The 17,415-nt window shown below is 33.7% G+C and carries 15 protein-coding genes; all 15 read left to right on the plus strand.

Annotation, left to right across the window (positions count from 1 at the left end; genetic code table 11):
* Positions 1-5: 5 nt before the first annotated feature.
* The 15 genes from LQ201_RS14735 to LQ201_RS14805 all read left to right on the plus strand — a co-directional run bounded on the left by LQ201_RS14735 (position 6) and on the right by LQ201_RS14805 (position 17,311).
* Positions 6-1,283: a nucleotide sugar dehydrogenase gene (locus tag LQ201_RS14735; protein WP_230143403.1), complete on the plus strand. Its 1,278-nt coding sequence runs from the start codon at positions 6-8 to the stop codon at positions 1,281-1,283.
* Positions 1,284-2,861: 1,578 nt separating this feature from the next.
* A complete protein-coding gene (gene gmd, locus LQ201_RS14740) occupies positions 2,862-3,998 on the plus strand; it encodes a GDP-mannose 4,6-dehydratase (protein ID WP_230143404.1) in 1,137 nt (378 codons plus the stop codon).
* Positions 3,999-4,345: 347 nt separating this feature from the next.
* Positions 4,346-5,086, plus strand: a complete 741-nt coding sequence (locus LQ201_RS14745) for a tyrosine-protein phosphatase (RefSeq protein ID WP_230143406.1) — start codon at positions 4,346-4,348, stop codon at positions 5,084-5,086.
* A 161-nt stretch (positions 5,087-5,247) separates the two neighbouring features.
* A complete protein-coding gene (locus LQ201_RS14750; protein WP_230143408.1) occupies positions 5,248-6,057 on the plus strand; it encodes a polysaccharide biosynthesis/export family protein in 810 nt (269 codons plus the stop codon).
* 26 nt (positions 6,058-6,083) lie between these two features.
* Positions 6,084-8,435, plus strand: coding sequence for a tyrosine-protein kinase (locus LQ201_RS14755; RefSeq protein WP_230143409.1), 2,352 nt, complete (start codon positions 6,084-6,086; stop codon positions 8,433-8,435).
* A 1-nt stretch (position 8,436) separates the two neighbouring features.
* Positions 8,437-8,847 carry an FdtA/QdtA family cupin domain-containing protein gene (locus tag LQ201_RS14760; RefSeq protein ID WP_230143411.1) on the plus strand — a complete coding sequence of 137 codons (411 nt, stop codon included), beginning with the start codon at positions 8,437-8,439 and terminating at the stop codon, positions 8,845-8,847.
* Positions 8,840-9,259: an FdtA/QdtA family cupin domain-containing protein gene (locus LQ201_RS14765; protein ID WP_230143413.1), complete on the plus strand. Its 420-nt coding sequence runs from the start codon at positions 8,840-8,842 to the stop codon at positions 9,257-9,259. Before LQ201_RS14760 ends, LQ201_RS14765 begins: the two co-directional genes overlap by 8 nt.
* Positions 9,249-9,800, plus strand: coding sequence for an acyltransferase (locus LQ201_RS14770; protein WP_230143415.1), 552 nt, complete (start codon positions 9,249-9,251; stop codon positions 9,798-9,800). Before LQ201_RS14765 ends, LQ201_RS14770 begins: the two co-directional genes overlap by 11 nt.
* Positions 9,797-10,897: a DegT/DnrJ/EryC1/StrS aminotransferase family protein gene (locus LQ201_RS14775; protein WP_230143416.1), complete on the plus strand. Its 1,101-nt coding sequence runs from the start codon at positions 9,797-9,799 to the stop codon at positions 10,895-10,897. Before LQ201_RS14770 ends, LQ201_RS14775 begins: the two co-directional genes overlap by 4 nt.
* Before the next feature lie 4 nt (positions 10,898-10,901).
* Positions 10,902-12,155, plus strand: coding sequence for an O-antigen translocase (locus tag LQ201_RS14780; protein ID WP_230143418.1), 1,254 nt, complete (start codon positions 10,902-10,904; stop codon positions 12,153-12,155).
* Complete coding sequence (locus tag LQ201_RS14785) at positions 12,148-13,392, plus strand: hypothetical protein (RefSeq protein ID WP_230143420.1); 1,245 nt, start codon at positions 12,148-12,150, stop codon at positions 13,390-13,392. The genes LQ201_RS14780 and LQ201_RS14785 overlap by 8 nt, the downstream gene beginning before the upstream one ends.
* An 11-nt stretch (positions 13,393-13,403) precedes the next feature.
* Complete coding sequence (locus tag LQ201_RS14790) at positions 13,404-14,561, plus strand: O-antigen polymerase (RefSeq protein ID WP_230143422.1); 1,158 nt, start codon at positions 13,404-13,406, stop codon at positions 14,559-14,561.
* The gene (locus LQ201_RS14795; RefSeq protein WP_230143423.1) at positions 14,548-15,408 is read left to right on the plus strand and encodes a glycosyltransferase; all 861 of its coding nucleotides are present in this window, start codon (positions 14,548-14,550) and stop codon (positions 15,406-15,408) included. The genes LQ201_RS14790 and LQ201_RS14795 overlap by 14 nt, the downstream gene beginning before the upstream one ends.
* A gap of 2 nt (positions 15,409-15,410) precedes the next feature.
* On the plus strand, positions 15,411-16,340 hold the full coding sequence (locus LQ201_RS14800; protein ID WP_230143425.1) for a glycosyltransferase family 2 protein: 930 nt from the start codon (positions 15,411-15,413) through the stop codon (positions 16,338-16,340).
* Positions 16,337-17,311, plus strand: a complete 975-nt coding sequence (locus LQ201_RS14805; RefSeq protein WP_230143427.1) for an NAD(P)-dependent oxidoreductase — start codon at positions 16,337-16,339, stop codon at positions 17,309-17,311. The genes LQ201_RS14800 and LQ201_RS14805 overlap by 4 nt, the downstream gene beginning before the upstream one ends.
* Positions 17,312-17,415 lie beyond the last annotated feature (104 nt).

Here is a 17,415-nt window from a genome sequence, read left to right on the forward strand (position 1 = left end):
AAAAAATGAATACAGAAAAGCAAATTGCCATTATTGGTTTAGGTTATGTTGGACTACCACTTGCTATCGAATTTGCTAAGAAATATAAAGTAATTGGTTTTGACACGAATGAGGAACGGGTAGCTGAGTTAAATCAATTAAAGGATCGAACAAATGAAGCAAATTTGGAAGATCTGAAAACTGTAATTGCTGCGTCGGAGATGGGATTAACCCTCAGCGCCAATTTAGCCGACCTGGCCACATGCACCGTCTATATCGTTACGGTACCTACTCCTATCGACCAACTCAAACGGCCAGATCTGCAACCTTTACTTGCAGCCAGCAAAATGTTAGGTATCGTATTAAAAGCAGGTGATATCGTCATTTATGAATCGACTGTTTACCCTGGCTGTACCGAAGAAGATTGCGTACCTGTTCTAGAAAAAATTTCAGGGTTAAAATACAATATTGATTTTTTCTGTGGCTATTCTCCAGAACGGATTAATCCTGGAGATAAAATTAATACCCTTACCAAAATTAAAAAGGTAACCTCTGGCTCTACGCCTGCGATTGCTGCTGAAATTGATGAACTTTATGCTTCTATTATTACTGCCGGTACGCATTTGGCACCCAGCATTAAAGTAGCAGAAGCTTCAAAAGCCATAGAAAATGCACAACGTGATGTGAATATTTCTTTTGTAAACGAACTGGCATTAATTTTCGATCGCATGGGAATCGACACAGCTGATGTGCTGGCGGCTGCTGCAACCAAATGGAATTTTCTAAACTATAAACCCGGCCTGGTTGGCGGCCATTGTATTGGCGTAGATCCATATTACCTGGCGCATAAATCGGAGGCTTTGGGCTATAAACCTGAAGTAATCCTCTCCGGCAGAAGGGTAAATGATAATATGGGGATGTTTGTGGCCAATAAAGTGATCAAAATGCTGGTGGCCAAAGAAAAAGTAATTAATGGCGCTAAAGCCCTAATCTTAGGTTTCGCTTTTAAAGAAAATTGCCCTGATATCAGGAATACAAGGGTAATTGATATTTACAAGGAACTGAAAGCTTTTAGTATGGATGTTGATATATATGATCCATGGGCTAATAGGGATGAAGTGAAAGCGGAGTATGGCATCGAAATGATTAATGATGGTCAGTTTAAACATTACGATGCTGTTATCCTTGCTGTGGCGCACCAGCAGTTTTTAGACATTGATTATCGCAGTATTAAAGAAAAAGGGGCACTCATTTTTGATACCAAATCTTTTATCGACAGAAATTTGGTGGATGCCAGGTTATAGGCACTTCGCTTCCAACATGCTGATTGGCATGAGTAGGACCATTAACACCGTGCGTCATTCTCTCGCAGGCGGGAATCTTAATGGCAATAATCCGATGGTTATTGGATGGAAGCCGGAATTGAGCGAGCTAGCCTGTACCCATTTTGTCGGTAAAGTAATCTTCATAGAGAGGTTCATTGATGTTTTTACCACCAAGTCACAAAGATGCGAAGATTGCTTGTGTTAGCCGGTATTTTTAGTGTTATCAAGGGTTTGGAAAGCAGGTTTTGTGTGCATCGGTTCTGCTAGTTCCGCTTTCCTTTTGCCCCGATAGAAAAAATCACGAGCATTCATTCAGGTTTAGTTTCTTAAAGAAGCGCTTAATAAATATTAATAGCTTTGTGTTCTTGTTGCCTTTGTGATTAATGCTGTTTTTTAGGCTATTATTTATACAGTCTTCATTCTCGCGCAGGTGGGAACTAAACGCATGAGCGGCTAATATATTCGGGCTTTTTGTATTTTGCTTTTCCCGCGTTGTCTATCCCCAATACCGACACAGCTGTGACCCAAAATAATCCTAGCTAAGTTTCCCTTCACCTTTTATTTAGCTATTGTTAACCAGCTAACCTAAAGCGACGCAAATCTTTGATATCGCTGATCTTCAACATGGTTCTGTTTCAACCAAAGCAAGTCCGAAGCAGAAGGCAAGTAGGTGTACAGCAAGGCATAGGCAAGCCTGGCCGGAAGTCGGAGTAAACGTGCCGTAAAGGTGGGATTCGGGATATTTTTTTTGGATTTTAATCAGATTTATTGAATTGGGTGATCATCCCTTTTGTTTAACCTAATATACTAAATTATAGTGATCCGGAATGAAATAATCAAAATTAACGGGCAACTTGGCCGCCTTTTTTTACAAATGCGGTAATCAGGATATGGTAAGAAAAAAGCCGCCCACTAATAGGAACCTGTAGGGAAAGTAGTCCGTATTTGGTACAGTCAGTAGAAATGCGGCTTACATCAGAAAAGCATTTGTCATGCCGGTAAACTTTATGCTTATGGCTATTTCCCAATCGTCTAAATAAGCTTGTTATTCGCATCTTTAAAATCGTCCAGCCAGAACATGCAGGTGATAAAAAATTGATTGATAAGGCTATTTTGCTTAAAGGTTTTGAATTTAACACCAGCATACCCTACAGCAGTTATAGCCTGATGTAACGGATTTATGTATCGAGACCAATGGATTAGTAAAACTCCAGTGGAACATTCAAGGTATAGGTCGTTTGTCAACTTCATTTCGAATATGATCGTTGGTTTGATTGCTTATTCATTCTTTCCTAAAAACCGACTATTAATTACCAAAAGCATCCGTAAATCAAATTTTGCATGCTGATTAACGAATCCCGGTTAAAAAGTAAACAAGGTACATTATCATTGCAAGTAAAAGACATAAAATTCGATGAGCGCAAGCTTCAAAAGTACGAACATAAGCAGTCATTTGATCGTGTTTGATAGGGAAATAAGATTAAATTACCATTTAAAAACACTCATCAATCAAATAAATTATTCTGTATGTTTGTAGCCTACAAATTATTGATTGATATGAAAGTTGCTTTAATTACAGGTGTTACAGGACAGGATGGTGCTTATTTAGCAGAATTTTTACTGAAAAAGGATTACTTTGTTCATGGATTAAAGCGACGTTCGTCATCATTTAATACCGATCGTATTGATCACCTTTATCAGGACCAACATGAGCAGAATGTACATTTTAAATTGCATTACGGCGATTTAACTGATTCGACCAACCTGATCCGTATTATTCAGGAAATACAACCTGATGAAATTTATAATCTCGCGGCAATGAGCCATGTGCATGTAAGTTTTGAGATGCCTGAGTATACTGCCAATGCAGATGGTATTGGGACCCTGAGACTTTTAGAGGCCGTACGTATTTTGGGTTTAACGAAGAAAACTAGAGTCTACCAAGCCAGTACTTCAGAGTTATATGGTTTAGTTCAAGCTGTTCCACAAAGTGAAACTACACCCTTTTACCCGCGGTCACCATATGCAGTAGCCAAGATGTATGCCTATTGGATCACCGTAAATTACAGAGAGGCTTATAGTATGTTTGCCTGTAACGGCATTTTGTTTAATCATGAGAGCCCTTTAAGGGGCGAAACTTTCGTTACGCGTAAAATTACCCGTGCTGCAGCTAAAATTGCATTAGGCTTGCAGAAATGCCTTTATTTAGGTAATCTTTCTGCCCAAAGAGATTGGGGCCATGCCAAAGATTACATCGAGGCCATGTGGTTAATTTTGCAGCAAGAAAAACCAGAAGATTTCGTGATTGCTACCGGTATTACGACAACAGTTCGCGATTTTGTACGCATGAGTTTTGCCGAATTGGGCATAGATATCGAGTTTTCGGGGAAAGACGAAAATGAAAAAGGTGTAATTATAGGGTTAGATGTTGAGGTGGTTAGCCGTTTAGGCCTAGATCCTGAAAAACTGTTTTTAGGTAGCACAGTAGTAAAAGTAGATCCTAAATATTTCAGGCCAACGGAAGTAGATTTATTATTGGGAGATCCAACAAAATCTAAAACGCAATTGGGCTGGGAACCTAAATATGACTTAGCGGCTTTAGTTAAAGATATGGTCATTTCTGACCTTCATTTAATGAAAAAGGATGAATACTTAAAATCGGGCGGATTTAAGACACTTAACTATTTTGAATAATGACTCTGTCTTAATTTTGACAGATTTGATGTTTATGTGTTAACTATTTGTTATGAGCACGTTAAAAAATAAAAAAAACATTGCTAATTTATGCCTATCAGGCTTATGAAATTGTTTTTTTGTTAAAAGTTTGCAAAAGTATCTACTTTTTGTCTCATTTCCTCTACTTTTGATCTGTATCTTACGATCTTTATTTGTGATGTAGATAGATTATTGCATATTGCGCAATAAAAACATTAGTTTACGGTTATACTGTAAATTAAATTTGTTGCGCTTAATGGTTTAGCCTTGTTTAAGGGCTGTCAGTTTAAGTTTTTATTTTAACATTTAGTATTATATAAGTTTGTATGTTAAGCTTTTTTAATAGGAAAAATAAAGTTACGGATATCTCTTGGCTCGGAGTGGACATGCATTCGCATATATTACCAGGGATTGATGATGGATCACCTGATGTAGCTACTTCATTGCGCTTTGTAAAAAGTCTTCAAGAATTAGGTTTTGATCAATTAATTTGCACCCCTCATATTTATAGGGAACTTTATCCGAATACCGTTGAAACAATCTCTGCTGCTAAAGCAGCTCTTCAGGAAGCGTTGGACAAGGAAAATATATTATTTAAATTGGGTGCTGGTGCAGAGTACATGATTGATCAGGATTTTAGTTTACAAAATGAGTTATGTCCTTTAGATCAGAAGCATCTATTGATTGAAATGTCTTACTTGAATGAAAGCCCGAGTATAAGCCAAACAATATTTGACATCGAAATAAAAGGATATAAGCCAATTTTAGCTCACCCTGAACGTTATACATTTTATTTCAGAGACATAACCAGGTTAAAGAGATTTAAAGAAAAAGGATGTTTATTACAGTTAAATTTATTATCAGTTTTGGGGTACTATGGAAAAGATGTCAAACAATTAGCCGAAGTTCTATTGAAGGAAAAAATGTATGACCTAGCAGGCACAGATCTTCACCATGATAAGCACTTAAATGTTTTAAAAGAATCTATTCTTTCTGGAAAGCTTTATGATATTATTGGTAGTTATAGTTTCAAAAATCAAGAATTATTCAGCTCAATTTTGGTTTAGTACTTAATCAACTAATCTTTCCCATAAACTAATGTTCAATTTTCCATCAAAATCTGAAATGTTTAAATCTGAAATTAAAGATTTTCAGATATTACAATTAAATGTTTAAGTTTGCAAACTGTTTAAAATGGTCAAATTTCATTTTAAATGGGATCTATACTATGAATAAAAAAATAAATGTGTATAAACGGCTACAAATTACTAGCCTAATATTCGTAATCGCCTTAAGTTCTTCCTGTGTTAGCAATAAGAAAATCGCTTACTTTCAAGACATTCAAACTGTTAATCAGGCCAAATTAGAAAATTCAATTGCCTTTATTGAGCCAATTATACAAACAGATGATATTTTGAGTATCAATATATTTACTTTAAATCCACAAAGTGGTGCTATAGTTAATCAAGCTGCAGCTAATACTGTTTTGGGAGGAGGGGCTAATACGGCACTTGCTTCCCAACAAGTAAATGGCTTTTTGGTAGATCGTAACGGTGAGGTAGAATTGTCACTCATAGGAAAAGTAAAAGTTAGTGGTTTAACAACATACAATGCACGTGAGTTAATTCGCGAAAAGGCTGCTGTAGTATATAAAGAACCAAATGTTCAACTAAGATTTGCTAACTTCAAAGTTAGTGTGCTAGGTGAAGTAAATGCCCCTTCTGCATATACCTTACCAAATGAGAAGGTATCTGTTTTAGATGCTTTAAGTTTGGCTGGAGATTTGACCATTTATGGCAAAAGAGAAAATGTTTTGGTAATTAGAGAGACAAATGGGAAAAAAGAATTCGGCCGTTTAGATCTCAATTCATCGGATATTTTTAATAGTCCATACTACTATTTAAAGCAAAATGATGTAGTATATGTTGAACCAAATAAACGTAAAGTTTCAGCCTCAAATTCAGCTCAAATTCAAACGATTGGTGTAATTGCTTCTGTTATATCTGTTATAGTTTTAGCTATAAGCAATTTTAAATAAACCAAAATATACTAGCGAAATTATAAATGAATACCTATTCTGAGAAAAAAAACCTTCAAAATTTAGAAGGTGATAGCATTGATATAAAACAAATTTTTCTAAAAATCAAAGACAAATGGTCTTGGTTCTTTATCAGTGTCATTTTTTGTTTATTTATATCTTTTTTATACATAAGGTATACTCCCCCAATTTATCAAATTAATGCCAGAGTATTAGTAAACGATGATGAAAAAGGAGGAGGTATTGGCAAACAAGCTGGTGCACTTATGGATTTGGGAGGTATTCTTGGTGGAAAAAATTCTGTTGATAATGAAGCCGAAATTTTAAAAACAAGATCTTTAATGGATCAGGTTGTTAGGCAAATGAAATTGAATATTGTCTACACTAAGAAAGGAAGTTTAACTAATCGGGAGGTATATGAATCACCATTCAAGATTAATTTAATTCAAGAGGTTGATACAATTAGTTTTACGAAATTAAAGATTGATTTAGAAAAAAACAATAAAATAAGTATTTCCGGTAAGGATATTGATTTAGAAGTAAATTGGGGGCAAATCTTTGAAATAAAAGGGATTGGAAAGCTTTCGATATCAAAAGAAGATTTAGTGGGACCAAATAAAGGAATTTACTATGTGTCGATTAGTTCTATTGATGAAAGAGTTGCTACGTTAATGAAGCAACTTAGTGTAGGCGTTTATAATAAACAAGTTACTATTATTGATTTAGGCTTTTCATATCCTGTGCCTAAAAAAGGAGAAGATATCCTGAATGCATTGATAAAACAGTATACTCAATCTAACCTGAATGATAAAAACGTAATTGCTGATAGTACAACTAAATTTATTCAAAAAAGATTGAGTTTAATTGCTAGTGAATTAGGTGATGTTGAGAATAAAGTTCAAAGTTTTAAAACTAATAATAAGCTTGCTGATATGAGCGAGCAGGGAAGATTATTGGTTCAGAGCTCTGGTGAAATTACTTCTGAACTCGCTAAAGCAGAAACACAAGTTTCAATATTAAATGACCTTGAAAAGTATTTGAAAGATACTGGTAAAAATCAAAGGGTTTTCCCTACATCTTTATTGCCACAAGATATGGTTTTTTCTGGCCTAATGAATCAGTATAACACTTTGCTTATCGAAAGAGACAAACAATTATTAAGTGTTACCGAAGAAAGCCCATTTATTAAAAATTTGGACACTCAAATTTCTGAAATGAGGAAAGGGATTTTATCAAATATTCAAAGCACGAAGAATACATTTGTTGTAACGAGAGATAAATTAATGTCTCAATTGAATCAATCGGAAGGTAAGATAAGTAATGTGCCTCAAATTGAAAAAGACTACTTAAAACTTGCTAGAAATCAACAGATAAAGCAAGAATTGTACATATTTTTAATGCAAAAGGCAGAAGAAACAGCAATTTCTAAAACTTCAAATATTTCTATTGCTAAAACAATCGACCCACCCAAAGCTGCCGTCCTGCCGGTTAGTCCCAAAAAAAATATAGTTTACTTAATAGGCTTATTTATCGGTTTAATCGTTCCTATAACAGTTGTTTTTGTTGTTGATATAATGAATACTGGTATTGGAACTAAGGATGATGTAACTAACCGTACTTCTGTGCCAGTTATTGGGGAGATAAGTCATAATGAGTCGGATGATAATTTAATAGTCGCGAATAAGGGAAGATCTGCCATTTCAGAACAGTTCAGAGCTTTGCGAACTAATTTATCGTTTTATTTGAAAAACGAGAACGACAAAGTTATTTTGCTCACTTCAAGCATGAGTGGTGAAGGGAAATCTTTTACTGCAATAAATTTGGGTAATATTTTAGCCTTAGCTGGTAAGAAAGTTTTATTAATGGAATTAGATTTAAGAAAGCCTGGTCTTTCTGTAAAACTAGGTGTCTCCAATGATATAGGTTTTAGTAATTTTACCATTGATTCTTCTTTAAAGCCTGCCAATATTGTTAAGCAACTCACAATTAACAAAAATATGTATATCGTTTCTTCAGGCCCATTACCTCCTAATCCTGCCGAAACAATAATGAGTGAATATACCCCTGGCTTAATTGCTGAACTAAAGAAAGAGTTCGATTATATTATTATGGATGCACCACCAATAGGCATTATTGCAGACGCACAACTTTTAGCGAAATATGCAGATGTTACATTATATCTTGTGAGGCAGAAATTTACCAAAAAGGATCAATTAAATATTGTTGAGGAACTTTACAGCTCTGGCAAAATGAAGAACATGGGGATTGTGGTTAATGATATTAGTAGCAAATATTACGGTTATGGTTACGGTTACGGTAACTATGGTCAGAGTGAAAATCAAAAGTGGTACTCTAGTATTTTTAAAAGAATGAAATAAAATGGGAATTGATAAAGTTAAAATTATACAGCTACCTAAAATACTTGATGAGCGTGGAAATCTTTCTTTTCTTGAAGAAGGAAACCAGTTGCCCTTTGATATTAAGCGTACTTATTGGATTTACGATGTACCTGGAGGTGAAATTCGTGGGGGGCATAGTTATTATAGAAATGAAGAGCTTATAATCGCTTTATCTGGAAGCTTTGATGTTGTAATTAATGATGGAATTGAGGGCAAAACGTTTTCACTAAATCGCTCGTACTATGGGATGTATGTGCCAAGTGGTATATGGCGGCATATGGAAAATTTTTCTACAAACTCTGTAGCGCTGATAGTTTCTTCCACCGATTATGATGAAACTGATTATGAAAGAGATCTTGATAAATTTAAACTGTCCAAAAACAATGCGTAAAATTACAACCTATGACTGTTCTGTTTTTGAACTTCCAAAAATAAAAGATAGGGCTGGCAATATAACGCCTGTTCATAATGATATAGAAATACCCTTTTCTATAAGAAGAATATTTTATTTATATGATATACCAGGTGGCGAATCACGAGGCGCTCACGCCCACAGGGAATGTCATCAATTTTTAGTTGCTGCAAGTGGTAGCTTTGAAGTTTTCTTGGATGATGGAAAGACAAAAAGAATTGTTCAATTAAATAGGCCTAATGTTGGTTTACATATTCCACCAGGAATCTGGGCTTCTGAAATCAATTTCTCATCAGGATCTATATGCTTGGTTTTTGCATCAAGCCATTATAATGAATCGGATTATATTAGAGACTATAATGACTTCTTAATTTATTCAAATGGGAATTAGTGTACATCATTTAGCTGATGTTCAAACCGACTCTATTGGGGAACTGACCTTTATTTGGCAGTTTACCGTAGTATTAGCGGGTGCAGTGATAGGAAAAAATTGTAACATCAATGCGAATTGTTTTATAGAAAATGATGTTGTTATAGGTGATAATGTAACTGTAAAGTCTGGAGTACAAATCTGGGATGGTATTAAAATTGAAAATGACGTTTTTATTGGACCTAATGTAACTTTTACTAATGATTTGTTACCACGCTCAAAACAATATCCAACAGAATTTAAAAAAACAATTCTAAAAAAAGGTTGTTCAATTGGAGCAAATTCTACAATAGTTGCCGGAATCGAAATTGGCGAGTACAGCTTAATTGGCGCTGGAAGTGTGTTAACAAAGAATGTACCACCTCATACTCTTTGGTATGGAAATCCGGCAAAATTAAGGGGATATTTAACAGAAGATCTGAAGATATTGGATCTTCAGTTACAGGATAAAGAAACAGGAGAGCAGTTTGTGCTTGATGGGTTTAAACCAATTAAATTATGATAAAATTTTTAGACTTATATAAGATTAATCAGCTTCATAAAAAGAATCTTCAAGACGCATTTGAACGCGTATTAGAATCAGGATGGTATATTATGGGATCTGAGTTAAGAAATTTTGAACAAAAATTCAGTAAGTATACGGGCGCGAAACACACAATCGGTGTGGCAAATGGATTAGATGCTTTAATCTTAATTATTAGAGCTTATAAAGAATTGGGTATTTTTAAAGATGGTGATGAAATTATTGTTCCATCAAATACTTACATAGCCAGTATATTGGCTATATCCGCTAATAATTTAAAGCCTATTCTTGTTGAACCTATTTTAGAAACATATAATCTTGACTATGGTTTAATAGAATCAAAAATTACGGAAAATACTGTTGCAATCTTACCAGTTCATTTATATGGCCAATTATGCGATATGGACAAGATTTGTGCTATAGGTGCTAAGTACGGACTCAAGGTAATTGAAGATTGTGCTCAATCTCATGGGGCAAAGTCGCCAAATGGGCGTTCTGCAGGAAATTTTGGTGATGCCGCTGGCTTTAGTTTTTACCCAGGAAAAAATTTAGGAGCATTGGGAGATGCTGGCGCTATTACTACGAATGATGACAATTTAGCAGAAACTATTCGCGCATTACTGAATTATGGCTCTCAGGTAAAATATGAGAATATATATAAAGGTGTAAACAGCAGGCTTGATGAACTCCAAGCAAGTTTACTTGAGGTAAAACTGGCAAGCCTTGATGATGAAACAGAATTAAGAAGAAAAGTGGCAAATCGGTATTTAACAGAAATTAAGAATCCGAAGATTAATCTTCCTGTTGTTGATTTTCAAGAAAGCCATGTTTGGCACTTATTTGTAATAAGAACGGAAAATCGCACCGAATTGCAACAATATCTGACTAGCCAAGGTATACAAACAGTGATACATTATCCTATTCCTCCTCACAAACAGAAGGCGTACGAAGAGCTTAATGATGTATCTTTACCTATTTCGGAAAAAATTCACCGGGAGGTGCTAAGCTTGCCAATAAGTCAGGTTATGTTAGATGAGGAAATTAGCCGTGTTATTGAGGTTGTAAATAACTACTAATATCTTGAAGCTATTAAAAACAACAATTTTTTCAGGAATTATAACTTTTGTCAAGATTGCTTCAACCTTTGTTGCAAGTAAAATCGTGGCAATAAGTGCTGGACCTGCTGGGGTTGCTGTTGTAGGAGCCTTTACGAATTTTATAACAATATCGCAGACTTTTGCGAATGGGGCAATAAATAATGGGGTTATAAAGTATGCATCAGAGTACAACAATGATTCAATAAAATTAAAGAGCCTAATTAGTACCTCCCTTAAGATAACAATTTATAGCTCAATAATAAGTGGAATATTTCTGATCCTTTTTAGTGGATTTATATCTTCCATAGTATTTATGAATGAGTTGTATATAAATCCAATCAGATTATTAGGGCTAACTATAGTTTTAACTTCGATTAATACATTAATCCTTTCTGTATTAAATGGCTTAGGCGAAATTAAACTATATACTTTTGTGAATGCATCAGGAAGTATAATAAGTCTGATTTTTACTATTATTCTTGTGTTTTTTTATAATGTGATTGGAGCATTATATGCTTTGGTTTTTTCACAATCACTTATACTACTTGTTACTGTATTCCTTCTTAGAAAGAAAAATATTTTTAGGCTTTTTTTTAATATCGAGCCCATAGATAAACAGATTGCAGTTAACTTGAGTAAATTTAGCTTTATGGCAATAATTAGTGCTTTAACAATGCCATTAGCTCAGATTATAATAAGGAATTTTTTAATTTCTAAATTGGGAATTAATGACTCTGGATATTGGCAAGGCATGATGAGAATATCAGATGGATATTTGATGCTAATAACAACATCTTTAAGTACATATTATTTGCCCAAACTTTCTTCGCTAAAAACAAATAGAGAGCTCAAGACTGAAATTTATAACGGTTATAAAGTAATAATACCGGCTGTAATAACTAGCTGTTTGTTAATTTTTTTGTTGCGATTTTTTATTATAAATATTCTTTATACATCCGATTTCATTTCAATGGAAAAATTGTTCATTTGGCAATTATTGGGTGATATATTTAAAATCTTAGCTTGGGTTTTAGCTTATTTGATGTTAGCAAAAGCAATGACTAAGTTATTCGTAATTACAGAAATTATTTTTGGGTTATCTTATATTATAATAACCTATTTTTGTGTTATTAAATGGGGGATATTGGGTACGAGTATCGCATTTGCAATAAATTATTTTTTATACCTATTAGCTATGGTAATCATTTTCAGAAAAAAACTCTCGAAAAATGAATAATGTAGGTGTATTTTGCTTTTACTTTCCTAGCCGTGGAGTTAGTGGTGTACCAGTTCTTTTCTCAAGAATAGCTTTAGCTTTATCCAGAAGGGCATCAGTTAAAAAAGTATATGTAGTTGATTTTGTTGATGGGTACATTGCCGAAAGTATTAAGGGGCAAAGTAAAATAGAATTGATCCCATTTAATTTCGGAAAATCAGTGTATATACCCGATGATGTGACCTTCATTACTCAGGCTATGCTTCCTTACAGATTCCCATCTGAATTGGTAATTCCGGCAACGTCTAAAATTGTGTTTTGGAATCTTCATCCCGATAATCTGGTGCCCGTATTAATTCCATTTCCAGGTTTAAGGAATATCCAATTTTCATCATTCAATTTATATGAAAAAATTGGGAAGATGTTCTTTAAAAGAACCATTGGGCAAGTGAAAACCTTTGCTTCAATTTGTTTGCAAAAAAATGCGCTATTATTTATGGACAGCGTTAATAGGAATAAAACAGCTCAATATCTTTTTTTGGATATTTTAAATAACGATTTTTTACCTGTACCTGCTTTAAATTCGGATAAAAGAATTAATCATAAAGATAATAGCGACCTTACATTTTGCTGGGTTGGTAGACTTTGTGATTTTAAAATCCACATATTATTATACACAATTGATAGGCTCACAATAATATCCAAAGAGTTAAAAATCAAAATCAAGTATAAGATAATTGGCGATGGTCCTTTCCGATTTGAAATAGATAAATTGGATTTGAATAACGAGTTTTTTGAATTGGAGATGCTTGGAGCTGTCAGTAGTGAAAAATTAGATGATATTTTGATAAATGAAGTGGATATTCTAACTGCGATGGGGACATCAGCTTTAGAAGGAGCTAAATTCGCACTACCTACTATTGTTTTAGACTTTTCATATGCTAAAATCGTTGATAATTATAAATATCGGTGGCTTTATAATACAGAAGATTTTGATCTAGGACATAATATATCATCGAAAGACTTTGATCGTGATGGGAATAGCCTAAAACAGATTATTTTAGAATCGTTTCATAATTATAGTGATATTTCCAACAAAACATTAGATTATTTTCTAGATAACCACTCTATTGATGGGGTTGTCGAGAAATTGATTCTTGCAACAGAGGAATCAAATTTGAAGATCACAGACTTCCCAAAGTCAATTTTTAAAAAAAGTTTAATAAGGAACTTATATGAGGTTTTCAAGAAAAAATAATTCTCGTTAATATGAACACAAAAATAATTACATTATTCAAGCCAATATTAATTTTTATAGTGGTTTGGTTATTAGTGTTTTTCCTATATAGCATGAGATTGAGCGAGCTGATTTGGTTTGAAGCCTCTGCTGGATTTAAGTTCTTTTTTATAGCAACTTTTTCATTTTGTTTAGGTTATTTCTTTGTCTTTTTATTAAGAGGGCGTGTCGTGGAAAAACCATTTGTTTATACAGATTCAACTATTAAAAATATAGAAAAACGGATTATTCCGTTTTTTAAGTTTTGGATTTTTTTTACAATTATTGAGGTTATTTTCTCGAAAGGGGTTCCTTTACTTTGGATTATTCAAGGAAGTGAAAAGACGTACTTCGACTTTGGTTTACCGTCATTACACGGGTTGTTAAATGCCTTGCAGACTTCGCTTGGGATTATTAGTTTTTTTTTATACATCAAAACTGGTAAAAAGAAATATTTATATATATGTTTATTTACGTTTATATGGCAGATTGTTGTAATCTCCAGACAGCTAATCGTTACACAAATCATAGAGATATTCTATATTTACTTTATTTTTAGTAAATCTCAGTTAAAGTTAGTTCGAAATCTTTCTTTTTTTGGTTTGTTCTTTATTATACTTTTCGGTGTGGTTGGCGATTTAAGGACAGGTCAGGATAAATTTTACGAATTGGCTATGCCATCGCAAAATTGGATATCTTGGTTGCCATCAGGGTTTTTATGGGTGTATATTTATCTTGCTACTCCATTTAACAATTTACTATTTAATTTTAGTGTTCCAATTACAAATTACGACCCATCATTTCCTAATACTACAAGTCTTTTACTTCCTAGTTTAATTAGGAATTTTTTCTATGGAGATAATACAGTTTCTAATACCTCTGGAGCATTAATTAGCGAAGCTTTTAATGTGAGTTCTGCATTTACCTCACCTTATTTAGATATGGGATACTATGGTATTGCTATATTCTCATTCACTATTGGTATTATTAGTTTTTTAGCATGGTGGTCAAAAGGAAATAAACGAGTACTCTTTCGTGCTGTAATTGCGCAATGTTTAATATTGAGCATATTTTATAATCACTTTTTCTACCTGCCTATAATTTTTCAGTTATTTTGGATATCGCTAATAGTTAAAGATGAAAAATTATAGAACGCTTTTGAAGCTAAGGTCGCAATCAGGGCTGAGCAGAGATGAACGGATCGCAGTGTGTGTGCGGGTAAAAAATGAAGCTAGTGAACTTCCTCGATTTATTGATTCATTAAAAAAACAGAAAATGTTTGAATCTATTCATTTAATATTCTTGGATAGCGGAAGTAGCGATGACACTGTATCAATACTACAAAATTTAAACTGCGATTTATATTCTATACATTCAAGCGAGTTTTCATTCGGTGATTCTTGCAACCTTATGATGAGTCTGTCTGATTCAGAGTTAAATGTTTTTTTTTCAGGACATGTTATACTAGAAGAGGATTGCTTTTTTCAAAGGATTTTTAAATTATTTGAACAAATCGGCGAATTTTCTGGCTACTTCAGACAAATTGTTAATGAATATTTAGGATATTCAATCTATGACAGTACATTTTTAAAGTATTATTTTCCGAGGTATAATGGACAGTCTCCTGTTTTGCTAAAGAAAGGATTTCATTTTTCCAATGCAGGGTCTGTAATTTCTAGAAAACAATGGAAAGAAATTGGTTTTGAAGATGTTGTGGCTAGTGAAGATCAAATATTTGCGGAAGAAGTAAGTGCAAAGTTTGATGGAATTTATTATTTCCCTGATTTAAATGTTAAACATAGTCATAATGAAAGCCCTGAAAGTATAACAAAGAGGGTAAAAATTAATGTTTTAGCCAAAAATCCTAATGGCGTTCCCGCTTATAAGTATTATTTCTCTTTTTTGAAATTGTTTTTAAGCCTCTTTATCAATTCTTTTGAATTTAAGGATTCTCTTAAATTTGCTAAAGCACATTCAGAGGGCTATATTATTAAATAAATATGTTTAGAACATCATTATTAATTCCAACTTACAACGCTGGACCTGAGTTTGAAAATGTTTTGAAAAGTATATCTATTCAGAGCTTAACTGTAGATCGAAAAATTATAATGGATTCAGAATCATCTGATGAGACAGTGTGCCTTGCTAAAAAATATGGTTTTGAAACATTAACCATAAAGCAAGTTGATTTTGATCATGGCTATGTTAGACAATTGCTTTCAGAAGCAGCTAGTGACTGTGATATTTTTATTTATCTTACTCAAGATTGTATTCTCAAGAATGAAGCTTCGATTAAGCATCTGGTTGATGCTTTTGCACAACAGAAAGTCGGTATTGCTTATGGCAGACAATTGCCTCATATAGGCGCTAAAACACTTGAATCTCATGCGCGCTTGTTTAATTATCCATCTACTTCTGTCGTTAAAAAACTTTCAGATAAAGATAAATTTGGAATAAAAACAGCATCATGTTCAAACTCTTTTGCCGCATATAGAAATACAGCATTACGTGATGTTGGCGGATTCCCAAGCCATACAATTTTCGCTGAAGATGTAATTGTTGGTGGGCAAATTTTAATTAAAGGCTGGCAAATTGCATATGTAGCAGATTCTGAGGCTTATCACTCACATGACTATACTATAAAAGAGGAGTTTAAAAGGTATTTCGATATCGGAGTTTTTCATTCAACAAACATTTGGTTGTTAAATGAATTTGGATCCGCAGGTGGAGAGGGTTTTAAATATTTAAAATCAGAACTAAAGTACGTAATTAAAAATAATCCTCTAGTTTTGCCTAAAATGGCTATGTCTATAGCAGCTAAATTTTTAGGTTATAAATTAGGTATGCTACACGAAAAATTGTCGCTAAAGCAAAAGAAAATATTCTCAATGCATAGTAAATACTGGGATAAATTAGAAAAAAATAAATGAATCATTTAATATTCGGAGGTTCTGGGTTTATAGGGACCCATCTAAAAGATTATATTTCCAAAACGCTATCTCTTGCTGATCCTGTCTACAGCTATGATATTAAGAAAAAGGTTAGCGAAGATTTTACAATACTAGATATTAGACAACGTATAAATTTGAAATTAGATGGTGTTAATAATAGTGTAATTTATAATCTAGCTGCCGTGCATACCACGCCAGGTCATCCTGACCATGAATATTTTGAGACCAATATATTTGGAGCACAGAATGTATGTGATTTCGCTAGAAAGAATAATATTAATACCATTGTTTTTACCAGTTCAATTGCTCCCTATGGCGCTTCTGAAGATTATAAGACAGAAGAAACTTTACCAATGCCCAATACGCCATATGGCATCTCTAAACTAACGGCAGAATATATTCATAAACTTTGGCAATCAGAAGACCCTGAAAACCGAAAACTTATAATCGTTAGACCTGGAGTGGTTTTCGGTAAGGAAGAAGGTGGTAATTTTACCAGATTATATAATTCACTTAAGAAGGGCTTTTTCTTTTACCCGGGGAGAAAGGATACGATCAAAGCATGTGTTTATGTAAAGGATGTTGCAAGGATATTATATGAAGCAGGACAAAAGGAAAAACCGGGGCACATTACTTTTAATTTAACATATTTTCCTGCGCCTACAATTGAGGAAATCTGTATCACCATGGCAAAGGCTACTCATATTAAAGCACCGAAAATATTGGTGCCAGGTTGGGCATTAAAGACCGCGGCAGGCTCGGCTTATTTTGGCGCCAGGGTATTAGGTAAAAATATTAGTGGTATTCATCCTGATCGAGTAAAGAAGTTAATGATATCGACAAATATTTCAGGAGAAAAGCTTAGTCAATCACCCTATAAATTGCAATTTTCATTAATGGCAGCATTAACTGATTGGTACAATGATTGTGAAAGTGTAGGATTGTACTAGCAGAGTATTTTTATTTCTTTAGATACAAAAAAAGCTTACAGCTGTTGTAGGCTTTTTTTGTATCTACCTAATTAAGGCATTTATCTACTATTTTAGGTTTCATA

Origin of the sequence: Pedobacter sp. Bi126 (assembly GCF_918698245.1) — a bacterium.
Classification (GTDB): domain Bacteria; phylum Bacteroidota; class Bacteroidia; order Sphingobacteriales; family Sphingobacteriaceae; genus Pedobacter.